Below are 25,728 nucleotides of genomic sequence, written 5' to 3'. Positions count from 1 at the left end.
CGTGCCGTTGCCGGTCGAAGCGTGCGCGCACCTCGCCGGCACGTTGCGCGTTTTCGCCCATGGTTTGCCGCAAGGCGCGATCGCGGACCACGCGTTCGTATGCCCCGACCTGCCGCGGCATGAAGCCGACGCGCCCGGCGAAACGACAGCGGGCACGCGGCAACTTCCGTCGCCGCGTGCCCGCGGGGCTGATTAATCCATCATTTATTTGTTGCTGGTCTCCTGTTCCGAGATGACGACCACGACCCGCTTGCCAGCGGTGCTCACGACAACCCGCAGCGGCAATCCATTGGCAGGAACGCTCGTCGCGGTGAAGCTCAAGTCATTGACGTTGAACTGCAGCCAGGACGGCAACGATGCGCCGTTTTCCAGCGATACGCTGCTGACCACGATGCCGCCCTGCCCCTGGTCCGCGAAGGCTTCCGCCGGCACGTTGAAGGCAAAAGCGCCGACAGCCTTGGGCACACCTACGGAGATCAGGCCGTTCTGCGAGGCGCTGGCGGTCTGCACCGTCTGCACCGTGATGCCCGACGCAAGCGGTCCGGAAGCCGGTGCGACCGTGCCGCCCGCGGCATTCGACGCGCTCGCGCTGCTTGCGCTCTTCACATCGCCAGCCGCGGTGACCATGCCGCTCGCGTTGACCATGCCGCTCGCGTTGACCGAGCCGACCGGGTTGACGATGCCGCCCGTGCCGGCTGCGCCGACCGGGTTGACCGTCTGCACCTGCGGGCCGGTGCCGAGCGCCGGCACCGTGGCCACCTGCACGATCGGGGTCAGGACCGTCACCGCATCCGATTTCGGATTGCCGCGCAGGTTGTTGCCGGTCGGGGCAAGCTTGACCTCATTCGTTGCCGAAGTGAAGGTCGCCAGGCCCGCAACGTCGAGATACTGCCCCGGCGCTTGCGTGATGGCGCCACTTGCCTTGACCGACAAGGTGCCCGCGGCATCGACCTTGCCCAGCGTCAGACCGCCCGTACCGTCGGCCAGGGCCACGTTGCGGCCATTCGCCGACACCGCACCGCCGAAGTCGTTGCCTGCGTTGACCAGGGTCACGTCGCCCTCGGACTTCAGCGTGGTGGTGCCGCCAACCGTCAGCGTAGCGCCGCTGGTCTGGCTCACCGGACCCTTGCCGGTCACGTCGAGCTTGCCGCCCACCGTGGTCTCGCTCAGGGTGGTGCTGCCGCCCGCTTGCGTGCTCAGCCCGCCGCTAGTCTTGCCGCCGACGCTCAGGTCGTTCTTGTCGCCCAGGCGCACGTCTTTGCCGCTGACCGTCACCGGACCGCCGAAGTCATTGCCGCCGTTGCCCAGGTTGATGTCGCCCTCGGACTTCAGCGTGGTGGCGCCGCCGACCGTCAGCGTAGCGCCGCTGGTCTGGCTCACCGGACCCTTGCCGGTCACGTCGAGCTTGCCGCCCACCGTGGTCTCGCTCAGGGTGGTGCCGCCGCCCGCTTGCGTGCTCAGCCCGCCGCTGCTCTTGCCGCCGACGCTCAGGTCGTTCTTGTCGCTCAGGTGAACGTCCTTGCCGCTGACCGTCACCGGACCGCCGAAGTCGTTGCCGCCGTTGCCCAAGTTGATGTCGCCCTCGGACTTCAGCGTGGTGGCGCCGCCAACCGTCAGCGTAGCGCCGCTGGTCTGGCTCACAGGCCCCTTGCCGGTCACGTCGAGCTTGCCGCCCACCGTGGTCTCGCCCAGGGTGGTGCCGCCGCCCGCTTGCGTGCTCAGCCCGCCGCTGGTCTTGCCGCCGACGCTCAGGTCGTTCTTGTCGCTCAGGTGAACGTCCTTGCCGCTGACCGTCACCGGACCGCCGAAGTCGTTGCCCGCGCCATTCAGGACGATGTCCGCCGGCTTGCCGTTCGCGCCGGCGGTCAGCGTGGTGTCGCCTTCGATCACGATCGTCGTGCCCTCGGACTGCGTGATCGGGCCGCCCGTGCTGGTCACGTCCAGGTCGCCTTCCGACGTCAGGTTGCCGATCACCACGTCGCCGTCGGAGACGATGGTGGTCGTGCCGCCGACGCTCAGGGTGCCGCTGCCGCCCTGGTTGAAGCCGCCGTGCGCCGTGAAGTCGCCCTCGACGACGGTGGTGCCGCCGGTCTGGACGAAGACGTTGACCGACACGTCGCCGCCGCTCGTCAGCGTGCCGCCCGACTGCGTGAAGCCGCCCAGCTTGACGCCGCCGCTGCCGGTGTTCAAGGTGCCGCCGCTGATGTTCAGGGTGCCACCGTTACCACCGTTACCGCCGTTACCGCCGTTACCGACGATGCTGTCGACGTACACCGGCGCGCCGTTCGGCGCCGGGTTGAAGTCGATAACGACACCGCCCGGAATCAGGACGTCCTTGACGTTGGCGAAGTCCGGCACTGCGCCGCCTTCCCAGTTGTTCGGGTCGAACCAGTTGCCGCCATGCGCATTGCCGGTCCAGGTGACGGAAGCCAGGCGGGTGATGTCGGCCACGGTGGTCTGGCCGGCCACCAGCACGTAGTTGCTGGCCAGGCCGCCGCTGGCCGCATCGCCTTGCAGCGCGACGCTATCGAGCGTGACCACACGGGCGCCCACGTTCTTCGAGTCGAAGCTCGCGGTGCCGCTCGCGCCCAGCCGCTCGTTGCCGACCAGGCCGCCGGTGATGGTTACCGTCGGCGCCGCCGCCGTATTGCCGTCATAGACCTTGCCCGGCGCCGTGATGGCGGCCGTCAGCGCCTTCGGCGTGATGCTGGCGATCAGGCTGGTTGGCATGTCGATCAAGTAGCCGTCGGCGTCCTTGCCGGCAAGCTGGATGCCGCCACCCGTCACGCTGACCGCGATCGGGCTGGCGCCGGCATCCTTGCTGGCGAACACGCCGCTGCCCAGCGCGCCGAGGAGGGACACGCTGTCTCCAGCCACCACGCCGTTCAGCGAGGCGTTGGCCAGGTTGAGGACAGCGCCGGTGGAGCCGTCATACACCTTGTCGAGCGCCTGCACGCCGCTCAGCGTCAGGTGGATGCCGCTGATGTCCGCGCTCGCGCTGCCGGCCGGCGCCACGTTGACCTTGTAGTTGCCCGCATCGGCGCCGCCGACGCTGACGCCGTAGACCTTGATCGTCTTGCCCAGCCCTGCGCCCTTGGATGCGAACATCGCCGCCTCGTAGGACAGGGTCAGCTGGTCGCCCTGCATCGCCGCGACCGTACGGTCGTCGGACAGGACCACGCTGGCGTTGGTGGTGCCGTCGTAGACCCGGCTCACGCCGGTGGCATGGACCGTCAGGTCGGCCCTGGCGATGTCGCCGAACGACGCCGCCGTCGAGTTCACCGTGTAGTTCTGCGCATCCTGGCCCGAGATGGCGATATCGGACACCCTGATGTACTTGCCGGTGCCGGCGTTCTTGTCCAGGTAGTTGGCCTGGTAGCCGATGTCCAGCACGTCGCCTGCCACGCGGTTGTCGGCCAGCGCCACCGTCGTGACCGTGGTCACGTCGTAGGTCTTGCTGCCGCCGCTGGCGGTGACGGCCAGCGCGCGCGCCGTGATGTCGGACGCCAAGCCGGTGCTCGGCACCATCTGGTAGTTGTCCTTGTCGGCACCCGCCAGCTGGATGTTGTCGGCGATGATCGCCTTGCCTGCGCCGGCATTCTTGCCGTCGACGTAGTGGCCGGTCGCGCCGACCAGGCTGATCTGGTCGCCCGCCATCACGCCGGTGGCCCGGGCCGCCTGGGTGTTCAGGTAAGCCATGTCGGTACCGTCGTACACCTTGTTCAGGGCGACCAGGCCGGCGACCTGGATCATGGCCTTGTCGACTACGCCCACCGCGCCGCTCAGCGTGCTGCTGGCCAGCTGGTAGCCGTACACCGCGACGTTGCCGTCCATGGCGTTCAGGATCTGCACGCCGTTCACGGTCACCGTCTTGCCGCTGCCCGCGGTCTTGCTGTCGTAGCTGCCGAAGACCGGGGTGTTGAAAGTCACGACGTCGCCGTCGATCGCACCCGTGGTGGCGTCGTAATTGCCCGCCGCCAGGACCGCGGTGGTGCCGCCGTCATAGACCTTGCGTACTTCGCCGGCCAGCTTGCCGGTGATGACCGGCGCGATGCTGTAGACGAAGCCGTTGCCGCCGGATGCCAGCAGGTCGCCGAAGCGGGCGTTGTACTGCTTGAAGTCCGGCGTCAAACCGCCGCGCTCGTCCTTGGACGGATCGGTGGAATAGACCTGCCAACGGCCGCCGGTGGCCAGCGCCGCCGTGCCCGCGTGGTTGACGAAGTTGCCGCCCGCCGCGTCGAGCACGATGTTGCCGTTGCCCGACACGGTGATGCCGTGCTGGAGCGTCACGTCGCCGCTTTGCGCGTGGATGGTGACCACGCCGCCGCTGGAAATGCCCTTGGCGCCGACGCCGATCGTGATACCGGTCGTGTTGTCGAGCGACAGGCCGCCATGGCCCAGGTTGCCGGCGATGGCGCCAATCGCGTTGCCGCCGTTGTCCAGCGTCGCACCGGAAGCCGATGCGATGTCGAGCGAAGCGAGCGTCACCGGACCGGTAAAGGTCGCGCTGCCCGTGCCGGCATCGACGGTCACGTTGCGGCCCTGGCCATCAGGCTGGCCGAGCGCGTCGCCGAATGCGACGTTGCCGCCGCCGGACTTGAAGGTGAGGTCGGACTGCACCTGCACCGCATCGCCATAGGACTGGCCGCCGGTCGTGGTCACATTGCCGTTCAGGCTGGTCGTGCCGCCGGCGTCGGTGGTCACGCTGGCCGCATTGATGCTGCCGCCGAACACGGTGGCAGTGCTGCTGTTGACGACCAGATCGCCCAGCGCGCCGTTGGCCGCGGCGCCGACGGCGCCGTTGAAGGCGACCGCGCCGCTGCCGGCATTGACGGTCAAGTCCTTGCCGGCGCCGGCCGCGTCGACCGTGCCGTCGAAGGTCACCGCGCCGTTGCCGCTACCGATGGTGGTATCCGCGCCCAGGACCACGTTGCCGTGGTAGGACTGGGTGCCGGTGGTGGTCACGCTGCCGCCGTCGATCGCGACGGTGCCGGTGCCGGTGCTCAGGCTGTCCAGCGCCGTGGCAGCGCCCACTGCGCCGCCGAAGCGGATGGTGCCGGTGGTGTCGATGTCCAGCGCATGGGCGCCGTCGAGCGTGCCGCCGAAGCCGATGTCGCCGCCGCCGGTGCTGGACAGCGTTGCATCCGCCGCCAGGGTGGCCGCGCCGGTGTAGGTCTGGTCGCCGCTGGTGGTCACGTCACCGCCGATGGTGGTGGTGCCGGTCACGCTCAGGTCGGCCACGCCGCTGACGTCGGCGCCGGTGACGGCATTGCCGACGATGGCCAGGTCGTGGCCATCGCCGTCGACGTCGCCACCCAGGGTGACGGTCGAACCGGTAAGGGTGGTGTCCGCGCCCAGCGCCACGTCGTTGCCGTAGGTCTGGGTGCCGCTGGTGGTGATGCCGCCGCCGTCGATTGCGGTGGTGCCGTTGCCGCTGGTGGTGACGCTGGCCAGGGCGCTGGTGCCGCCCACGGCGCCGCCGAAGGTGGTGGTGCCGTCGGTAGCGACCGTCAGCGCATGCGCGCCGTCCAGCGTTCCGCCAAAGCCGATGTCGCCGCCGCCGGTGCTGGACAGCGTTGCATCCGCCGCCAGGGTGGCCGCGCCGGTGTAGGTCTGGTCGCCGCTGGTCGTCACGTCACCGCCGATGGTGGTGGTGCCGGTCACGCTCAGGTCGGCCACGCCGCTGACGTCGCCGCCGGTGACGGCATTGCCGACGATGGCCAGGTCATGGCCATGGCCGTCGACGTCGCCACCCAGGGTGACGGTTGAACCGGTGAGCGTGGTGTGCGCGCCCAGCGTCACGTCGTCGCCGTAAGTCTGGGTGCCGCTGGTGGTGACGCTGCCGCCGTTGATTGCGGTGGTGCCGCCGCCATTGGTCGTGATGCTCGACAGTGCGGTGGTGCCACCCACCGGACCGCCGAAGCCGACCGTGCCCTGGCTGTCGATCACGAGGTCGGCCGGGCCGTCCACGCTGTTGCCGAAGGTCAGGTTGCCGGACTGGCCGGTCACGCCGACGGTGCCGCTGCCCAGGGTGACGGTGCCCGACACGGTGTTGTCGCCAGCCAGGTTGACCAGTGCGCCGGCGCCGTTCGCGCCGGTACCGTTCAGGGTCACGGCATCCGCGATGTCCAGGCCGCCGTTGCCGCTGTCCAGTACCAGGGTACCGCCGGCCGCCACCGTGGTGCCGCCGCCGGACGTGCCGAGCGCGTGGCTGTCGGAAACGGTCAGGGTTGCGCCGTTGCCGATCGCGGTCGTGCCGGTGTAGGTATTGGCGTGGGACAGCGTCAGCGAACCGCCTTCGATCGCCAGCGCACCGCCGTTGCCCGAGATCGTGCCCGAGATCGTGCCGTCGGCGTCGCGCAGGGTCAGCGTTTGCGCGCCCAGGTTGACGTCGCCCGAGCCGGTCACGGTCGTGGTGTCCACGCCGTTCGAGCCGGACAAGTCGAGCGTGCCGCTGTTGCGCACCGCGCCGGTGGTGCCGAGCGCATCGTCGGCTACCACGGCGAGGGTCGCGCCCATGCCGATGGTGGTGTCGCCGGTGTAGGTGTTGGCGGCATTCAGGGTCAGCGTGCCCGCACCGGTCGTGGCCAGGCCACCGCCGCCGGCCAGGCTGCCGTTCACGGCGCTGGCGCTGGCGGCATCGACGGTCACGGTCTTGCCGTCGGCAATCGTGACGTCGCCTTCGATGTTGACAGCGGCGCCCGAATGCAGGGTCGTGGCATTGTCCAGGGACAGCGGCGTGCCGCTGGCGCCGACGGTGATCGTGCCGCTGTCGGCATCGCCGAAGGTGACGTTGGCGAACTGCTTGCCGATGTGGCCCAGGTCGTCCGTGCCGATCACCAGCGAACCGGTGCCGGTGGCGCCGGTGGCGATGTCGATGGCGCGGCCCTGGGTCAGGGTCGCGATCGACAGCGTGCCGCTGCCGGTCACGTCGCCGCCCAGCGACAGGGTGTCGGTATGGATGTCCAGGCCGTGCGCGCCCACGTCGACGGTTGAGCCGGTCGTGAGCGAGGTGGCCGTGATCGTGCTGTCCGCGCCGACGGTCACCGGACCGGTATAGGTCTGGCCGCCGGAGGTGACGATGTCGCCGCCGATGGTGGTGGCGCCGGTCACGCCCAGGTCCGCCACGTTCCTGACGTCGCCGTTGGTCACGATCGCGCCGTCGATGGTCAGGTCGTGGCCGTTGCCGTCGACGTCGCCGTTCAGGACGACGGTCGAACCGGTAAGGGTGGTGTCCGCGCCCAGCACCACGTCGTTGCCGTAGGTCTGGGTGCCGCTGGTGGTGACGCCGCCGCCGTTGATTGCGGTGGTGCCGTTGCCGCTGGTGGTGACGCTGGCCAGGGCGCTGGTGCCGCCCACGGCGCCGCCGAAGGTGGTGGTGCCGTCGGTAGCGACCGTCAGCGCATGTGCGCCGTCCAGCGTGCCGCCGAAGCCGATGTCGCCGCCGCCGGTGCTGGACAGCGTTGCATCCGCCGCCAGGGTGGCCGCGCCGGTGTAGGTCTGGTCGCCGCTGGTGGTCACGTCACCGCCGATGGTGGTGGTGCCGGTCACGCTCAGGTCGGCCACGCCGCTGACGTCGCCGCCGGTGACGGCATTGCCGACGATGGCCAGGTCATGGCCATCGCCGTCGACGTCGCCACCCAGGGTGACGGTCGAACCGGTGAGGGTGGTGTCCGCGCCCAGCGCCACGTCGTTGCCGTAGGTCTGGGTGCCGCTGGTGGTGACGCCGCCGCCGTTGATTGCGGTGGTGCCGTTGCCGCTGGTGGTGACGCTGGCCAGGGCGCTGGTGCCGCCCACGGCGCCGCCGAAGGTGGTGGTGCCGTCGGTAGCGACCGTCAGCGCATGTGCGCCGTCCAGCGTGCCGCCGAAGCCGATGTCGCCGCCGCCGGTGCTGGACAGCGTTGCATCCGCCGTCAGCGTGACCGCGCCGCTATAGGTCTGGTCGCCGCTGGTGCTGACGTCGCCGCCGAGGCTGGACGTGCCGGTGACGCTCAGGTCGGCAACATCCGTGACGTCGCCGCCGGTGACGGCATTGCCGACGATGGCCAGGTCGTGGCCATCGCCGTCGACGTCGCCGTTCAGGACGACGGTCGGACCGGTCAGGGTCGTACCTGCGCCCAGCTTGACGTCGCCGCCATAGGTCTGGGTGCCGGTGGTGATCACCACGCCACCGTCGATGACGGTGGTGCCGTCCACGCGCAGGCTGCCCAGCGCGCCCTTGGTGGTGGCGCCCTGCGGATCCTGGCCCACGGCGGCGCCGAACACGGCATTGCCGGTCACGGCCAGGCTGTTGGCCGCATCGATCGCGCTGTCGAGCGTGCCGGCGAAGTGCACGTTGCCGTCGACCGTGGTGTCGGTCGCCAGGCGGGTGGCGCCATCGACCGTCAGGGTGTCGCCGGCGCCGGTGCCGATGCTGCCCGACAGGGCGATATCATCGGCCTGGAGCGTCACGTCGCCCGCATTGAAGTCGACGTTGCCGGCGCTCAGGCTGCCGCCGCCGGTGACGGTGAAGCTGGTCGAGGCGGCGTTGATGTTGGCCAGGTCGCTCGTGCCCAGCACCAGGTCGCCGGTATTGCCGGCGCCGCCCAGGACCATGTTCTGGCCATTGGCGCTGGCGCTGATGGTGGTGGCCGCGCTGCCGCTGTCGATCGCCGCGACGATGTCGAGGTCGACCGCGGACGACAGGATCAGTGCGTGGTTGCCGGTATGGATGCCGTCGACCGCTGCGCCGCCGCTGAACGGCGTCGCACTGGCCACCTGCACGCTGGTGCTACCCGGCGTGAAGGTGCCGGCGATGTTCAATGCCAGCGCGCCGTTCACGTCGGCCGCCACCTGGTCGATCAGGTTGGCCTGGTCGAAGGTCACGGTGCCGCCGCCGCCCGGGGTGCTGCGGATCACCAGACTGGACACGTTGAGCTGGGTGCCGCCGGCCTGGCTTGCGCCCTGGCCGAGGTCGAGCAACAGCTGGCTGCCGAGCACGTTGCCCAGGCTCAGGTCGGTGCTGTCGGCGATCTGGATGCCCATACCGCGCGCCGATGCCGACACGGTGCCGCCGAACACGTTGGTGCTGTCGGACAGTTTGACTTGACCGGCCCCGGTCACGAGCGAAGCGCTGTTGGCGCTGCTCTGCTGCGCCGTGAAGCTCACGTCGTTGCCGATATTGAGCGCGCCGGAGGCGACGATACCGGTCGCGTTGGCGATGCCGGTGTCCTGGTAGCCGCCATAAGTCGTGATCTTCAGCGCGCCGCCAATGCGGTTGGCACCGGTCAGCGACACCGCGTCGGTGTTGTTGACCGCCACGATGGTCTTGCCGCCCGCATCGCTGACGATGCTGAGCGGCGCCGTGACCTGGGACAGATCGACGTTGACCGTATGGCTGACGCTGTTCGCATCGATGTACGAGGCCGACAGCATGTTGCCGTTCTGGCTCAGGGTGATCACGCCGTTCAGGCGGATCTGGTTCGGATCCGACGCCGACGCGGCGCCGCCCTGGAAGAAATTGTCGCTCGACGTACCTTCGATCAGCGCGCCATGCGGCGTGTTGAAGTTGCCGCCCACGCGCAGGTAGGCGTCGGTCTGGTTGGGCGCCGTGCCGTTGGCATTGGCCTTCTGGGTGACCGGACCGGCGCTGTCGAGGGTGAAGTCGTTGCCGATCAGCGTGTTGTCGAGCACCGTGCCGGCGGCGTTGGTGTTGGTCACCGACACATTGCCGGCGTTGTAGGTGCTGGTATCGATGCTCAGGTTACCGTTGAGCAGGATGGCCACGCCCTGCGCCTGCGCCACCAGGCCGCCGGCGGTGAAGCCGACGCTCGAAGCGCCCGCGTTGTCGGTCAGGCCGGTCAGGCCGCCCACGCTGCCGAGCACGAAGCCGTTGGCGTCGCGATACTGCAGGCCGGCATTGCCGTTCAGGCTGGCCGCGAGCGTGCCGACGTCGTTGCCGGCATTGTTCAGGGTCACGTCGGCGGCTGCCTCGATGCCCAGCTTCGCGACCTTGACGGCGCTGCCCGCGCCCTGGGTGACGGCGCCGGTCGACTTCAGGACCAGCGTATCGACGGCCTTGGCCGCGCCGATATTGCCGCCCAGTTCGATGCCGCCGGTACCGGTGGTCAGCGACAGCTTGCGCGCCTGGACGCCGTCGGCGTCGACCGCCGCCAGGGCGATGGCGCCGCTGGCGTTGCCGGTCGACAGGGCCACATCGCCGGTCAGGACGATGGCCGCGCCGAACTCGATGTCGGCGCCGGCGGTGCTGATGCCGCCGGCCAGGGCGCTGGCGCCCGTGCCGTCCTGCACGAAGCTGCCGGTCGAGGCGATCGACGCGCCCGCGGCGAGGGTGAACACGCCGCTGTTGCCGATGTCGACGGTGCCGCCGGTAGTGACGGCATCGTTGACGTTCAGGGCCGTGCCGCTGAAGTCCAGGTTGCCGGACAGGGTCACCGCCTTGGCGAAGGTGGTGGCGCCGCTGCCCGCCAGCTGGGTGAAGCTGGCCGCGTTGACGGTGTTCGCGGCGTTCACGTCGTGCGCCGCGGCGACGGTCAAGCCGCCCAGCGCCGCGCTGGCGCCGACCTTGCCAGCCAGGGCGATGTCGCCCGCGCCGGCGTCGAGCACGAGGTTGCGCTGCGTCGCGCCATCGCTGTCCAGCGCGTTGGCAAAGGCGATGTTGCCGCCGTTGCTGCGCAGGACCACGTTGCCTTTCAATGCAACCGGGCTGGCGAAGCTGATGCCGGTGCCGGTGGTGGCGATGTCGCCCGCCAGCAGGCTGGCGCCGGCGCCGTTCTGGATGAAGCCGCCTGCGGCCGCGATGTCGCCCGCGGCCGAGGTGGAGAACAGGCCGGTGTTGCTGATGGTTGCCTTGCCGGCCGCGTTGACGGCGGCGTTGACGGCCAGCTGATTGCCGGTGAAGGCCAGGTTGCCGCCCAGGGTCACGGCGCCGCCCAGCGTGGTGGTGCCGGTGCCGGCGACCTGGGTCAGGCCGGCGGCGTTGACGCCGCCGGCAGTGACGTCCTTGGCCGAGACCAGCAGCACGTTGTTCAGGGCCGAGACGCCGCCCAGGGTGCCGCCGAAGCCGATGTTGCCGGTGCCTGCGGTCAGGCTCAGGTCGCGCGCGGTGCCGTCGCTGTCGACGCTACCGGTGAAGCGGATGTCGCCGGCGCCTGCGCCGGTGCTGAGGCTGTGCGCCCCGCCCTGCACGACCGTCGCGCCGGTGACGGTGATCAAGCCGCCGGCTGCCGCGCCGGCGTCCACGCCGCCGCCGCTGGTGTCGATGTTGCCGGCCAGGTTGACCAGCGCGCCGGTAAGCGCGACGTCGCCGCCGGTGCTGCTGCCCACGCCGCGGGCGCTGATGTTGCCCACCGTCGCGGTGCCGCCGGTCGATACCGTGATCGCGCCTGCGCCCGCCGCGGCGGCGTTGCTGTCGCCGTCGGCGCTCAGGGTGCCGGTCACGATGCTGCCCGCGGTGCTGGAGATGCGGATCGCGCCGCCGTTCTTGTAGGCGCCGCCGGCATAGGTCACGTCGCCGTTGGTCGAGATGGTGACGCCGGCCGCGTTGAAGCCGCCCACGTTGGTGGCGCTGAAGGCGCCGCCGCGGGTGCTGACCGGCTCGTTGACGGTGATGCGCACCTGATTGTTGTCCAGGATGATGTCGCCGCCCTGGGTGGTGATGCCCGGGATCGCCACGTCGCCGCCGCCGATGGTGAAGTCGGCCGCGCTGCGGTAGCTGAAGTCCTGGTCGGCGCCCGTGATGCGCGCCGCCAGCAGGCTGGATTTGTTGCCAGTGGCGAGCAGCGCCGAAGCGTTCTGCGCGCTCACGTCCAGCTTGCCGGCATCGATGCCGCCGCTGTTGGCGGCCTGGCTGACCGCGCCCGCCGCTGCCAGCAGCTTGGCCGTGCCGTCGGCGCCGGTCGCGCCGCTGCCGTCGCCGGCGCCGCCGCGCGCCACGATGGCGCCGCCCGCGACCAGGCTGTCGCCGGAAGCGCTCAGGGTCACGTTGCCGGCCGCGCCGCCGGCCAGGCCGGAGCCCGCCGCCGCCGCCTTGCCGGAGGTGTTGATGGCGCCGGCCGCCAGCTTACCGGCCGCGCCGCTGCCGGTAGTGGTCAGGTTGACCGCACCGCCGCTGGTGCCGGCCGACCCACTACGGGTGTCGATGCCGGCGCTGGCGCTGATCGCGGCTGCGGACAGGGTGAACGACGCGCCCTGCGAAGCGACGCCTGCCGGCATGTTGGCCACGGTGCCGATGTCGGTCGCCAGTTGCGAGGTCGCGTTGACCGCGCCGGTGGTATTCGACGCGATGGTGCCGAAGCGGTTCAGCGGCACGCCGTTGGCGGCCGCGTTCAGGGTGAAGCTGCCGCTGCCCGACAGGCCGAGTTTGGCCGAATCGATGGCGCCGGTCTGGGTGACCGCGCCGCCGGCGTTCAGGATGGTGCTGGCGCCGGTTTCGATGCCGCCCACGACGAAGCCGTTGACGTCGGTGAAGCGCACGGTGCCGGCGGCGCCGGTGGTGGCGTCGTTGGCGGTGCTGCCGGCGATGGCCGAATCGTCCGCCTTGCGCACCTTGACGTTGAGGGTGCCGACGTCGTTGCCGCCCGCCGTCAGGCTGACGCTGGCGCCGTTGTCGTTGAGCGTCTTCACGTTCAGCGTGCCGGCCTTGACCGTGCCCGGACCGGTGGCGGTGTCGGTGGTGATCGCGCCGGACGCGGTCAGGGTGGCGGCGCCGGTGGTGTCGATCTGGCGCACGGCAAAGCCTGCGCTGTTGTTGTCCAGGTACTGGATGGCGCCGGCGACCGTGGTGCTGCCGTCGGCCTTCAGGCTGCGCAGCGTGACGTAGTTGGCATGGTTGCCGGCCGCGGTCAGGTTGATCGCGCCGCCGCTGTCCTTCTTCGTCGCCGCTTCGATGCCGGCGGCGGTGATGGTGGTGCCGCCCTGCTGCAGGATGTCGCCGCCGGCGTTGATGCGCACGGTGCCGCCGCTGGACTTCAGGTTGGCCAGGTTGGCGTTGCCGGCCTGGGCGTTGACGGTGATGTCGCCGTTGGCGGTCTGGTACAGGACGTCGAGGCCCTGGGTGAAGTTGCCGGCGGTGGCGGTGACGGTGATGTCGCCGCCGGCGCCGGTCTTGATGAAGTCACCCGCGCCGGAACGGCTGGCGATCGCCGCGCCGCTCAGCGCGATGTCGCCGCTGTCCGATTGCAGGCTGTTGGCCAGGGTCAGGGTGCCGGAGGCGATCAGCGTGATGTTGCCGCTGCCGGTGGCGAGCTTGCCCGGGGTCAGCAGGTTGCCGTTCAGCGAACGCAGCTCGATGCTGCCGCTGGTGGTGGTGATGTCTTCCGGCGTCATCACGATCTGGGTGCCGGCCCAGGCCGTGAACGAGGTGGTTTTCGCCAGTTTGCCGGTCAGCACGTTCATGCTGAGCTGGTTGGCGTCCTGCAGGCGCACCGAGGTCCCGGAACCGGTCACGGTCACCTGGCCGGTGAAGTCGTTCAGGGTGCTGAACAGGTCGATGTCGCCGCTGTTGCCGGCGATGTCCGCGGTGGTCGACTTGATGCTCGATCCGGCCGACTGCTTCACGCCCGTGCCGTTCAGCTTCAGGTCGACGCCGCTGGCGTCGATGCCGTAGCCGCCCAGGTCGAGCGCACCGTCGGTGCTGGTGATCGACGACGCCGCGCCGAGCGTGGCGTTGCCGGTGAACTTCAGGCCGGTGCTGCCGGCGCTGCCGCCGGTATCGGTCAGCGTCAGCGCGCCGGTGGTCGCCACCGTGCCCAGGTTGTCGAGCGTGGTCTTGCTCAGGGTGACGACGCCGGCCTTGATCGCCAGCGTCTGGGCCGACAGCAGGCTGGTGCCCGGCGTGGTCTGGCTGACCGTGCCGGTCAACGCCTGCGCCGGCGTGCCCAGCGCCACCGTGCCCTTGATGGCCGACACCATGTTCAGCGTCACGTCCTTGGCGTTGACGATCTCGATCGCCGTGCTGCCGGCGTTGTCGGTGGTCACGGTACCGCTGAGGTCGATCGAATTGGTGCTGCCGCCGCCGTCGATGCGGATGCTGCCGCCGACCGCATTGTTGCCGGCGCCATCCGCATTGATGGTCGAGCCGACGGTCTGGGTCACGGAGTCGCCGCCCAGGAAGATGTCGCCGCTGGCGGTGACGTTCTTGCTGCCCAGCGCCAGGGTGCCGATGGTGGCGCCGTTCTTGGCGGTACGGATGCGCAGGCCGCCGGCGCTGGCGAGGTCGCCGGTCAGGTTCAGGCCGCCGTCGGCATCGAAGATGTCCAGGTCGTACTGGGTGGCGCCGGCGTCGCCCACGCGCGACAGCCCGAGCTGGGCGATCTTGTTGTTGGCGTTGGCCAGCACCGCCGAGCCGCCGACCGCGTTGTTGGCGGTGCCGATGGTCAGGGTCTTGACGTTCAGCGCGGTATTGACTGCCTGCGTGATGTTGCCGGTGATCAGGCCTGCGGCGCCGCTGTCGTCGCCCAGCGCCAGCGTACCGTTCGGTGCGTTGACGTTCGGCAGCATCAGGTTGTTGGTGCCGCGGATCTTGATCGCCGCGTTGGCGTCGGCGCTCGCCGTTTCCAGCGTGCCGCTCAGTGCAATGGTGCCGTAGGCGCTGCCGTCGTAGCCGGTCAGCGTGATCGTGCCGCCGCCGCTGGCGCCGGTGCGCGCGCTGCCGTTGGTGCCGCCAGTGGCGCTGATGCTGCCCTGCGCCTGCAGGATGCCCTGGCCGGTCAGGCTGATGTTGGCGCCGCCGGTGGCCTGGCCGCCGGCGTAGACGTTGTAGGTCGCCAGGTTGAGCGCACCGCCGGCCGTGGCCAGGGTCACGCCGCCGTGCGAGCTCTCGATCGAGCCGGTCAGGGTCAGGCCGCCGTCGACGTCGTTGATGTTGATGGCGGAAGCGGTCGTGTTGTAGACGTAGAACGGTCCCAGGCTGCCGATGCGGTTGGCGCCGGCCAGGGTAATCGCGCCGCGCGCCGACGGGCTGCTGTCGCCCAGGTTGCTGCCGCCGGTCTGGTTCAGGCCGGACAGGGTGCCGGCCGTGTTCAGGACGCCGGCGACCTGGTTGATGGTACCGGCCGATGTCAGCTGGATGCCGTTGGCGCTGGCCGTGACGTTGCCGCCCAGGGTCAGGTTGCGGGCGTAGGTGCCGTCCCAGTAGGTCTTGATGGCGACCGAACCGGCCGACGAAGTCAGGGTGCCGGTGGCGGTGTTGTTGAACGAACCGGCCGACGCGATGACGATGCCGGCATTGGCGTTGACGGCGGCGCCGATCGTGGTGCTGTAGTCCGTGGTCTGGCCGGACGAATAGCCGGTGGCCGAACGGATGGTGGCGCTGCCGGTCGTGTTCAAGGTGCCGGCGCCGCCCGTGCTCACCGTACCGAGGTTGGCGCCCAGGCTGATGCCGCCGCTGCCGGCGGAGATCGCACCCTGGACGGTGAGGCCGTAGTTCGAGGCGTTGCTGGTGCCGGCGGTCAGGGTCACGCCCTTGGCCGCGCCGTTGGCCGCGACGGACCCGGTGCCGGCGACGTTCAGGGTGTAGCCGCTGCTGATGTTGACGTTGCCGCCGCTGGAGGCCACCGCGCCGCTGATCGTCAGCGGGTTGGTGACGCTGTACAGGCTGATGTCGCTGCCCGCGGCAAGGTCGCCCACGGCAGCGTATCGGTTGTTGATGTTGGTCAGGGTGACGCTGCCGCCGACCACGCCCTCCAGCTTCGAGAAGCCGTTGACGTAGCTCGACTGCGTCACGTTGCCGGCCAGGGTCTCGGCCGCGGTGCCCACCGTCACGGTGGCGCCGGCGCGGTCGGCCGCAATGCGCGTGACCGTCGAGAAGTAACTGGTTCCGCTGCCGGTTCCGGTGACGGTCTCGCTCTGGGCGCGGCCGAAGGCGTCGGTGCCGGTGATCGTATACACCGTATTGGCGTCGCTGCTGGCGATGGCGATGCGCTGGCCGCTGCCGAAGGTGGCCGTGCCGCCGTTGAGCGCCAGGTTGCCGGCTGACGCCGTCTGGCTGGCCGCCACGGCGGTGCCGTTGGCGGCGGTGCCGAGTTGCAGCGTGTTGTTGCCTTGCAGGTAGGCGCCGAGGCCGACGTTGTTGGCCGACTGGACCACGATGTTGCCGGTGCCGGAGGTCAGGATCTGGCCGCCGGTGAGGCTGACGTTGCCGCCGTTGGCGCGCAGGACCACGTCGGCGTTGGCGGTGGCATTGACCAGCAGCGAGCCCGAGATCGCGCTGCCCGACAGGATCGCCTTGCCGGTGTTCAGCCAGTCGCCCATGCTGAAACTCAGCGCGCCTTCGGTTGCGATGGTGGTGGTGGCGCTGCTGCTGCCGAGGATGCTGCCGTTGACCGCCAGGCCATTGGCTTCGCTGTCCTGGTCGTAGATGGACAGTGCGCCCGTACGGTAGAGTGCGCTCAGCGTGCGGATCTCGTTGCCGGCGTTCGACAGCGTCACATTGCCGGCGCCCTGCTGGTACATGCTCAGGGTGCCGATCTTGAGCGCGCTGCCCGCGGCCTGGGTGATGGCGCCGTTGACGATGTTGGAGGTCGGGTACGGGTAGTTGTTGGTGGAGTTCGCGCCCAGCGTGAGCATGCCGCGCGACGCGGCCGAACCGATGGTGATGTTCGGCAGCTGGACGCTGTTGGCAGCCAGGATGCTGACGTCGCTTGCCGACACGATCGCGCCGGCCATGGTCACGTTGCCGCGGGTGCCGGCCTGGTAGTCGTTGCCGTAGATCTGGGTAGTGCCGGCGGACGTGATGGTGGAGCCCGCGCCCTGGGTCAGGCCCGTGCCCTGCAGCAGGACGCTGCCGCTGGTCGAGGTGATGCTGCGATCGCCCAGCGCCAGCGCGCCGTTGCCGGTCATGATGGTCACGGCGGTGGCCGTCACGTCGCCGGTCAGCGCCATGCCGGCGCTGCGGCCCTTGGCGCGCACGTCGAGGCTGCTGCCCACGGCGAAGTTGCCGAGCTGGTCGATGATGTTGCTGCTGCTGGTGAGCGTGATCGCGCCGGTTGTCGCGGCCGACAGCGTCTTGATGTTGATGCTGTCGCTGCCCGATCCGGACAGGTACTGGTACAGCGAACCCGCGACCGCAGTGCCGCCCACGACGCCGACCTGCAGCGTGCCGCTGGTGGCCGTCACGGAACGCAGCCTTGCCGCGTTGCCGCCGCCGCCGGCGTTGGTGATCAGGATGGCCGCGCTGCCGCCGCTGTCGGCGTCGGTCGTGGCCAGGCGGCCGTACAGGCTGACGGCGGCGCCGCCGCCATCGATGCGGATCTTGCCGCTGCCGGCGTTGAGCGTGTTTTCGGTGTAGGCCTGGGTCACGCCGACGCCGCTCAGCGAAATCGTGCCGCCGCTGGACGTCAGGCCGACGTCGCTGGTGAGCGTGATGCTGCCGTTCGGCGCCGCGATGCTGATCGGCGCCGCGGGGTCGGTCACGGTCACGCTGCCGTAGATGGTGATGTTCTCGTCGCCAGGAATGTTGTTGGCCGCACCGGTGGTGCGCAGCTGGAGGCCCAGGGCGCCGTCGTAGTTCTGGGCGTAGTTGCCCTGGCCGAGCCTGAACTGGCCGGTGTTGTTCAGCGCGACCAGGCTCTTGGCCGACGTATAGTAGCCGACGCTGAAATCGGTACCCGAACCGAACAGGATGTTGCCCAGGCTGTTGGTATTGATGCCGTTGTTGCCCAGGCTGCGGGCGACCGACACCGCGCCGCCGCCGGTACCGGTGAAGGTCAGGTCGTTGCGCTCGCTCGTCTTGCTGTACAGGTCGCCGCCGAAGGTGATGGCGCCGCTGCCGCGCTTGAAGGTCACCGCATCGTCGAGATAAACGGTGCCGCTGGTGTTGAAGGTCACGATGCCGTTGCCGGTCAAGGTATCGACCGTGACGGCGCCGCTGCCGTTGGTGACGCTGTCGTCGCCCAGGCGGGTGGTGAGAGCGGTGACTACCACGCCGGCGGCGGCATTGGTGCTCACGTTGCCCTGGATCTTGGTCAGGCTCGAGGACGTGACGTTCAGCGAGGACAGCGCCGCCGCGCCGCCCAGCGCGCGGGTAAAGGTGACCGCGCCGGTGCCGGCGGTGACCGTCAGCTTGCGCGCGGTGGTATCGGAATCGACGGTGGACAGGAACATCACGTCGCCCGAGGTGTTGCCGCTCGAGACCAGGCGGTCGCCCTTCAGCACTGCCTTGGTCTGCAGTTCGATGTAGCCGCCCAGGCCCTGGGTTGCCGAGCCGACCGGGCTGCCGCCGATCGCGGTCAGGTCGCCGCCCAGGTACATGGTGCCCGTGGTGGCGCCGAGGAGGATGTTGCCGGCATTGCCGCCGTTGCGGTTGGACGTGGTGCCGGTGGCGTTGCCGCCGCTGGCGTCGATCGCGCCCACGCTGATGTCGCCCGTGGTGGCATTCAGCGTGACCGCCGCCGCGTTGCTGCCGACGCCGACCGCGTTGGACGCGCCCGTGCTCACCAGGTTCTGCAGGGTGACGCCATTGGCCGCATTGACCGTGATCGCGCCCGAGGTGGTGCCGGTGTCGTTATCGGCGGTGGTGGTGATGCTTGCCCCGGCATTGGCCGTGACCGCGCCCGAGGTCGCGGTCAGGTTGACGTTGCCGCCCTTGGTGCGGATCGCATCGTTGATCGTGATCGACGCGCCGGTGATGGTGACGATGCCGCTGGCCTGGCCGCCGCTGCCGGCGGTGCCGGAGATGACGTTGCCCGAGGCCGCATCGAAGGTCAGCGCGCCGGTCGCGCCGTCGCCCAGGGTGACCGCGCCGCCGGCCGTGACCGAGGCGAAGGTGGCATTGCCGTTGATGTCGGCAATCGAAATGGCGCCGGTGCCGTTCGCCGACAGCGTGATGGCGCCGCCGGCCGCGACCGCGCCGGCATAGTTGATCGAGCCGTTGGTGCCGGCTGCCGTCGTCAGCGTCAGCGCGCCGCCGGAGCTGATGCCGCTGGGCGACGCCGTGCCGCTGATGCCGCCGTTGGACGTGACGGCGAGGCCGCCGGCGCCGGCGGGCGCGCCCTTCAGGGAGGTCGCGACGTTATTGACGAGCTGTACCGCGCCGTTGGTGGCGGACAGGGTCAGCGCACCGGCGAAGGTGTTGGCCGCGTTCGCCAGCGTGATGCCGCCCGGGGCGGTCATGGTCGCCGTGCCGGCCACGTTGTAGACGCCGGCGCCGCCGATGCTGGTGCCGGCATTCGCGCTCAGGTTGCCGGTGAAGGTGCGGATCGTGCCGCCGTTGGTGATCGAACCGGCCGCCGCGTTCAGGTTGATGTCGCCGTTGCCGGCCGAGACCACGTTGACGCCGCTGTTGATGGCGATGTTGCGGGCCGCGCTCAGGGTCAGCGAGTAATCCGAGAACCAGCCGACGGTCGAGGCGACCGTGATGTCGCCCGCTTCGGCGCCGCTGCTGCCAGTGGTGACCGTGACGTTGCCCGAGGCGAGCGCGTTCTGCAGCGTGCCCACGTTCAGGACCGAACCGCTGCCGGAAGCGTCGAAGGCACCGGCGGTCGGCGTGTTGCCGGCATCGGCGCCGGCGCTGATGGTCAGGTTGTACGGGTCGAGCAGCAGCGTGCCGGCCTGCCCTGCGGCGGCGCGGGTGTCGACGCTGCCTTGGAAGTCGAGCTGGCCCTTGCCGGAGACTTCGACGAAGCCGCCGTCGCCGCCTGCGCTGCCGCCGGTGGCGCTGACTGCGCCGAGGAAGCGGGTGGTCTCGTCGGCCCAGACGATGACCTTGCCGCCGTCGCCGCTGCCGCTGGCGCCGGCGTCGATGGCCACGTTCGCGCCCACGTAGGTGGCGCTCGCATTGGCGATGTCCGGGTTCTTGCCCTGGTAGTCGCCGCCGACCAGCACGGTGCCGCCGCCGGTGGCGCCGGACGCGTCGATTTTCGTGTCGTCGAACAGGCCGACGTTGCCGCCGGTCAGGGTGACGCCGCCACCCTTGCCGCGGCGGCCGCGCGAACGCAGCGAGGATTCGCCCACGATCGCCACCAGCGGCGGATCGCGCGGCACGCCCGGCGCCGGGGCCGGGCCGTCCGGTTCGCCCGCGGCCAGCACCAGCTTGCCGCCGGTGTCGCCCGAGACGTCCAGCACGCCGCTGTCGATGACGACGTCGTTGCCGGCCGTGACGGCGATGTCGCCGCCGCTGCCGGCGGCCGCGCTGGCGTCCACGCTGCCGCCCAGCGCGACGCTGTCGGCGGCCTTGACCGTCACCGCGCCGCCATTGGCGACGCCGGACACGTCCAGGCGCGCATGCGCGGACTGGACGACATCGGTGGCGGCGATCTCGATGCGGCCGCCGCCCTGCGCTGCGCCGACCGCGGCCTGCGCCGCGCTGGCCGAAATGACACCCTGGTTGTCGACGTGCGGCGCGCTGAGCGTGATTGCACCCGCCGGGCTGCCGTCGCTGCCGGCATTGGCGCTGATCGTGCCCGTGTTGACGATGCTGTCCGACGCCTCCAGCACGATCTTGCCGCCCTTCATGCTCATGCCCTGGGCTTCCAGCGTGCCGCTGTTGCGCACCACGCCGCCCTGCAGGCGGTCGAGCGCCTTGGCCGACATGATGATGACGCCGCCCGGCGCCACGACGGCGCCCTTGTTTTCGACCAGCGCCTTGACCTTCGACGGCTCGACCACGATGCCGGCCAGCGTATTGTTGCTGTCGAACTGCAGGGTCACGGCTTCGCCGGAGGCCATCGCCACCGTGCCGAGCTTGGCCACGATCACGCCCTGGTTGCGCACCTCGGGCGCGAGCAACGCGATGTAGCCGCCGAGGGCGGCGCGCAACTGGCCTTCGTTGACGACGCTGCCGGTGGAACCGTCGCGCGCGAACTTGGTGTTACCGGCCATGAAGTCGGCGTCGCCGATGCCATGGGTGGTCGCGACCAGGCCGCCGACGTCGACCGACGCGGTCTTGCCGAAATAGATGCCGTTCGGGTTGACCAGGAACACCTGGCCGTTCGAGGTGACGCGGCCGAGGATCTGCGACGCCTGGGTGTCGTGCACGCGGTTCAGCGTGGCCGACGACGCGGACGGCTGGTTGAAGTTGACCTGGGCCGAGGCGCCGACGTTGAACGTGTCCCAGTTGACGACGGCGCGGTTGCTGCTCTGGTTGACGTCCATGCGCGCGCCGTTCTGGCTGATCGTCGCCTGCCCCGCCGCCACGCTGCCGCCAGTCGGCAGCTGGTTCACGCCCGGCGCCGCGAATGCGGTGCCCGCCGCTGCCAGGAAGGTCGCCCCGACCAGGCGCGCCAGCCAGTTGAGGCGCGATCCCGGCCCCGGGTCGTGCGCCGGATGGTGCTTGCCGCCGGCCGGACCGGTGGCGGTCATTTCGGCGCCGACCACGCCGCTGGACTTGCCGCGACCGCGGACAAATTCGGGGACGACGACCCAGGTCTGCAGGCGGTCGCTCCAGACCAGGCGGTAGATGCGGTTCATGGATGCGTGTCGGTTCATTGCGGGGACTCCATCAGGAATTCAGTTCGGTTCGGGAATTGGGGCGAATGCGGATACTGGCTCGTCGAGGCAGCGGCGGCAGCGGGCAAAAAGAGGGGCATGCGTGGGCGTGGGCGTATTCCGGCGCGCGCGCTGTCGCGCCGGATGGGTGGGGTCGGTTCTTATTCGGCCGCTGCGGGCTGGCGGCGCACCAGTTCCAGCAGGTTGCCAAGCGACAGCAAGTGCGAGTAGACCAGGCCGATATCGCCGGCGCGGAACCACTCGTTCACGGTCGCTTCCGGCAGCGCGCGGAACTTCTGCTCGTCGACCACCAGCAGGCCTTGCAGCGACAGGTTGCGGCCATCGTTCAGGGTGGCGTTGGCGTTGGCTTCCATCAGCACGCCGGCCTGCTCCAGGCGCTGCACGAATTGCTGGGTCGCGGTGTGCTGGCGCTGGAACTCGGACAGCAGTTCGATCACGCCCGTGACGCCGGCATCCGGCTCGCCATCGGCGCCGAACAGCGGCGTGCCTTCGTTCTCGTCGAAGCCGTCGTAGTCGCGGTCGATGCACAGGGTCAGCTGGTCGTCGCCGGTTTCGGCAAAGACGAACGGATAGCGGCGCACGAAGGCCGGGACGTAGGGCGCATCCCATTTACCGTCTTCGGTCAGGAACAGGTTCTTCCCGTCCGGCAGGCCCACCAGGGCAACCGGCAGGATGCCGCCGCCTTCCACGCGCAGGAAACCGATCGGGAACTGGCGCGCCACTTCGACGAACTCGCCCATCACGATCGGCAGCGCGGTGGCGTCGGCGGCGAACTTCAGGTGCTGGGCAGGCTTGATCTTGAGCGACTTGTGCAATTCGCGATCGAGGGCAACGACGTTTTTATAGAACAGCAGGGTAGTCATGAACGGGTATCTTTATCTGAATGAATGAATCAAAAAGGCAGGTTCGCTTGCAGCCAGACCCGGTTGAGGTCGAGCGTGCCATCCTGGTCCTTGCCGGTCGCCGGGTTGGCATTCGGGTTGTCGCCGATGCGGTGCGCCAGCGTCAGGCGCACGCTGGCGCCGTTCCTGGCGGCCCACGATGCGGCCACGCCGGCGCCCTTCATGACCTGCTCGTTGCGGATGGCGGCGCCGGGAATGTCGTTGTCGTGATTGACGCGGACCCGGCCCCAGTCGTACAGCGCCGACACGGCAAAGCCGCGCGGCAGGGCGTAGCGCAATTCCAGGTTGACGACGTTGCCGTCGGACCCGCCGGCTTCGCTGGCGGGATAGGCACGCACGTCGCTGACGCCGCCCAGGTAGATCTTTTCGCTCGAATCCAGGTTGCGGTTGGCAAACTGTCCGGTCAAGCCGGCCGTCAGGGTCAGCTTCGGCAGGATGACCTGCTGGCGGCGGATGTTGTAGCGCAGGATCCGGAAGCTGCCGGCACTATTGACGCTGGCGGCATCGGATGCCTGGTTCGGCGAACCGTCCAGGTCCAGCTTGCCGCTGAACAGCGACACGCCGCCCCAGGTTGAGCCGCCGCCCCACAGTTCGTCGAACATGTTGCCGGACAGGCCGACACTGGCGACGTTGACGTCGTAATCGCTGGTCGCCACGCCGTTCGACTGGTTGAAATAGGCCTTGTGGTCGACGTCGAAGCTGGCGTACAGGTTCTTCAGGCGGCTGCGCAGCAGCGGATAGTTGACGTCGACGCCGGTCGAGGCCGAACGGCCCTTCAGGCCCAGCGTATCGAACTCGTCCGCAGTGACGCGATAGCGCAGCTGCGAATGGTTGATGCCGACGCGCAGGCCGCGGTAGCCGAGCGGCGCCGAGAAATCCAGGCGCCCGTAGTTGCTGCCCTCGGTATGGATGGCATTGGCGGTCAGCTGGTCGCCGATGCCGAGCAGGCTGTTGCCGTACAGCGCCAGGGTGACGCGGTTCTCGCCGGTCGAATGCGAACCGGTGTTGTCCACGCCAAGGTTGCCGGCGACCAGGGGTTCCGGTTCCAGTTGCAGGACCAGGTCGGTCTCGCCATTGTTCTGGCCGGCCTTCAGGAAGCCCTGCGCCGACACGCCCGGCAAATCGTCGATGACCAGCAGTGAACGGTCGATCGCATCGCCGTTCAGCGGCTGCCCGGCGGCCTGCGCCGCCAGTGCGATCCCGCGCACCGCATCCTGGCGGGCGCGCACCTTGCCATTGGCCTCGACTTGCACCTTGCCGAGCACCGCTTCGACCACCTCGATGGTAACGACGCCACCATCGATTTCCTGCTTGGGCAGGTAGGCCTGCACCACCCAGCCGGCGTCGCGATACGCCGCGGCGACCGCGGCCGCGGCTTTCTGCAGCTCGCCGAACCCGACCGGGCGGTTCAGCCAGGGCTGGACGGCCTGTTGCAGGATGTCCTGGCCCAAGCGGGTCGTGCCGGTGAAGCGAAAGCGCGTCACGGTAACTTGCAGGCCGCCGGCCGGCGTGGCTTCCGGGGTCGGCACGGCCGACGGCTTTTTTACCGCAGGCAGGCGCATTTCCTTGCCCTGCTCGATCTGCTGGGTCAGGGAGCCGGCGTCCGGCTGCGGCGTGGTCTGGGCGTAGGCGGCATTGGCGCCCGAAGCGATCGCGATAGCGGCGATGGCGACCTGGCGCATGACAAGGACTGCATGGGGGCGCGCGTCGCTGGGCGGACGTGCACGTTCACTGGTAACAACCATGAGGAGGATCGCTATGGGTTAGGTGGCTAACGCGGCATGTCACCGCGGCTTGTTCTTCGCCGCCCGCACGATCCATTCGCGCGCTGCAGGCAGTATGACGCCGGGGCTCATGCCTGGAGCACCTGTTCGTGCTCCATATTCCGGCTTATTGCGTCGGGCATTCCGCTTGTACCTGCCTTGGTCAACTTTCAGTTACCGAACGTCGATGCCCGGTGGCAATTGTAGCAGCCGACTTCCTGAAGCAACAAAGTTTTCCGTAGGACACATCTTACATGTTGGGGAGTGGCAACATGAATTTTTGCCTATGTTCTTGTCTTAGAATAAACAAAACGCGTGAATTTCGAAGTAGGAGTTGTCCTACCACAAAGTTTTGAACGAGGCGGAAGCGAGCGAGACAGTCTGCAACCAACAGTTGCCATTTGNTGATTGCGTTTTTGCTTGATTGCGTTAAATGGTGCGCGTACGCGCCATGGTAATGCGGCGTTTAATCCCAGTTCAACGCCCCACCCGTCTGGTATTCCGTCACGCGCGTCTCGAAGAAGTTACGCTCCTTCTTCAGGTCGATCATCTCGCTCATCCATGGGAATGGATTTTCTTCGGCCGGGAACAGCGGATCGAGGCCGATCTGCACCGCGCGGCGGTTGGCGATGAAGCGCAGGTAGCCCTTGAACATGGTAGCGTTCAGGCCCAGCACGCCGCGTGGCATGGTGTCTTCGGCGTAGCGGTATTCAAGTTCGACCGCTTCCAGGAACAGCGCTTTCAATTCGTCCTTGAAGGCCGACGTCCACAGCAGCGGGTTTTCCATCTTGATCGTGTTGATCAGGTCGATGCCGAAGTTCACATGCATCGACTCGTCGCGCAGGATGTACTGGTACTGCTCGGCGGCGCCGGTCATCTTGTTCTGGCGGCCGAGGGCCAGGATCTGGGTGAAGCCGACGTAGAAGAACAGGCCTTCCATCAGGCAGGCGAAGACGATAATCGACTTCAGCAAGGTCTGGTCGGTTTCCAGCGTGCCGGTCTTGAAGTCAGGGTCGGTCAGGACGTTGATGTGCGGGATCAGGAACTGGTCCTTGTCGTGGATCGACGGGATCTCGTTGTAGGCGTTGAAGATTTCACGCTCGTCCAGGCCGAGCGACTCGACGATGTACTGATAGGCGTGGGTATGGATCGCCTCTTCGAAGGCCTGGCGCAGCAGGTACTGGCGGCATTCCGGCGCCGTGATGTGGCGGTAGGTGCCCAGCACGATGTTGTTGGCGGCCAGCGAGTCGGCGGTGACGAAGAAGCCGAGGTTGCGCTTGACCAGGCGGCGCTCGTCTTCCGACAGGCCATTCGGGCTCTTCCACAGCTCGATGTCGCGCTGCATGTTCACTTCCTGCGGCATCCAGTGGTTGGCGCAGCCGGCCAGGTACTTGTCCCAGGCCCACTTGTATTTAAAAGGCACCAGCTGGTTGACGTCGGTCTTGCCGTTGATGATGCGCTTGTCGTCGGCGTTGACGCGCTTGGCGACTTCGGCGGCGGGTGCAGCTTCCGGGTTACCCGCGGCGAGCGCCGGGTTCACGGCCGGCGCGCTGGTTGGTTCATCGTCCCATGACAGCATGATTTATTCCTCTTGAATTCTGTGACAGCAGCGCCCGGCA

Annotated in this window: 4 protein-coding genes; all 4 read right to left on the bottom strand. The window is 69.0% G+C overall.

What is annotated here, in order from left to right; all coding sequences use genetic code 11:
* Nucleotides 1-204: 204 nt before the first annotated feature.
* The 4 genes from IFT60_RS26815 to IFT60_RS14240 all read right to left on the bottom strand — a co-directional run bounded on the left by IFT60_RS26815 (nt 205) and on the right by IFT60_RS14240 (nt 25,688).
* Nucleotides 205-21,423 (bottom strand): YDG domain-containing protein, encoded by a 21,219-nt coding sequence (locus IFT60_RS26815; RefSeq protein WP_192052644.1) that lies wholly within the window; start codon nt 21,421-21,423, stop codon nt 205-207.
* Between the two features lie 161 nt (nt 21,424-21,584).
* Complete coding sequence (locus IFT60_RS14250) at nt 21,585-22,307, bottom strand: SapC family protein (RefSeq protein ID WP_192052643.1); 723 nt, start codon at nt 22,305-22,307, stop codon at nt 21,585-21,587.
* Nucleotides 22,308-22,336: 29 nt separating this feature from the next.
* Nucleotides 22,337-24,028, bottom strand: a complete 1,692-nt coding sequence (locus IFT60_RS14245) for a ShlB/FhaC/HecB family hemolysin secretion/activation protein (RefSeq protein ID WP_192052642.1) — start codon at nt 24,026-24,028, stop codon at nt 22,337-22,339.
* A 547-nt stretch (nt 24,029-24,575) separates the two neighbouring features.
* The gene (locus IFT60_RS14240) at nt 24,576-25,688 is read right to left on the bottom strand and encodes a ribonucleotide-diphosphate reductase subunit beta (RefSeq protein ID WP_192052641.1); all 1,113 of its coding nucleotides are present in this window, start codon (nt 25,686-25,688) and stop codon (nt 24,576-24,578) included.
* Between the last annotated feature and the right edge of the window lie 40 nt (nt 25,689-25,728).

This window comes from Massilia sp. CFBP 13721 (assembly GCF_014842025.1).
Taxonomy (GTDB): domain Bacteria; phylum Pseudomonadota; class Gammaproteobacteria; order Burkholderiales; family Burkholderiaceae_D; genus Telluria.
Note: the sequence above shows the minus strand (reverse complement) of the source record. Positions and strands in the feature narration are given on the sequence as shown.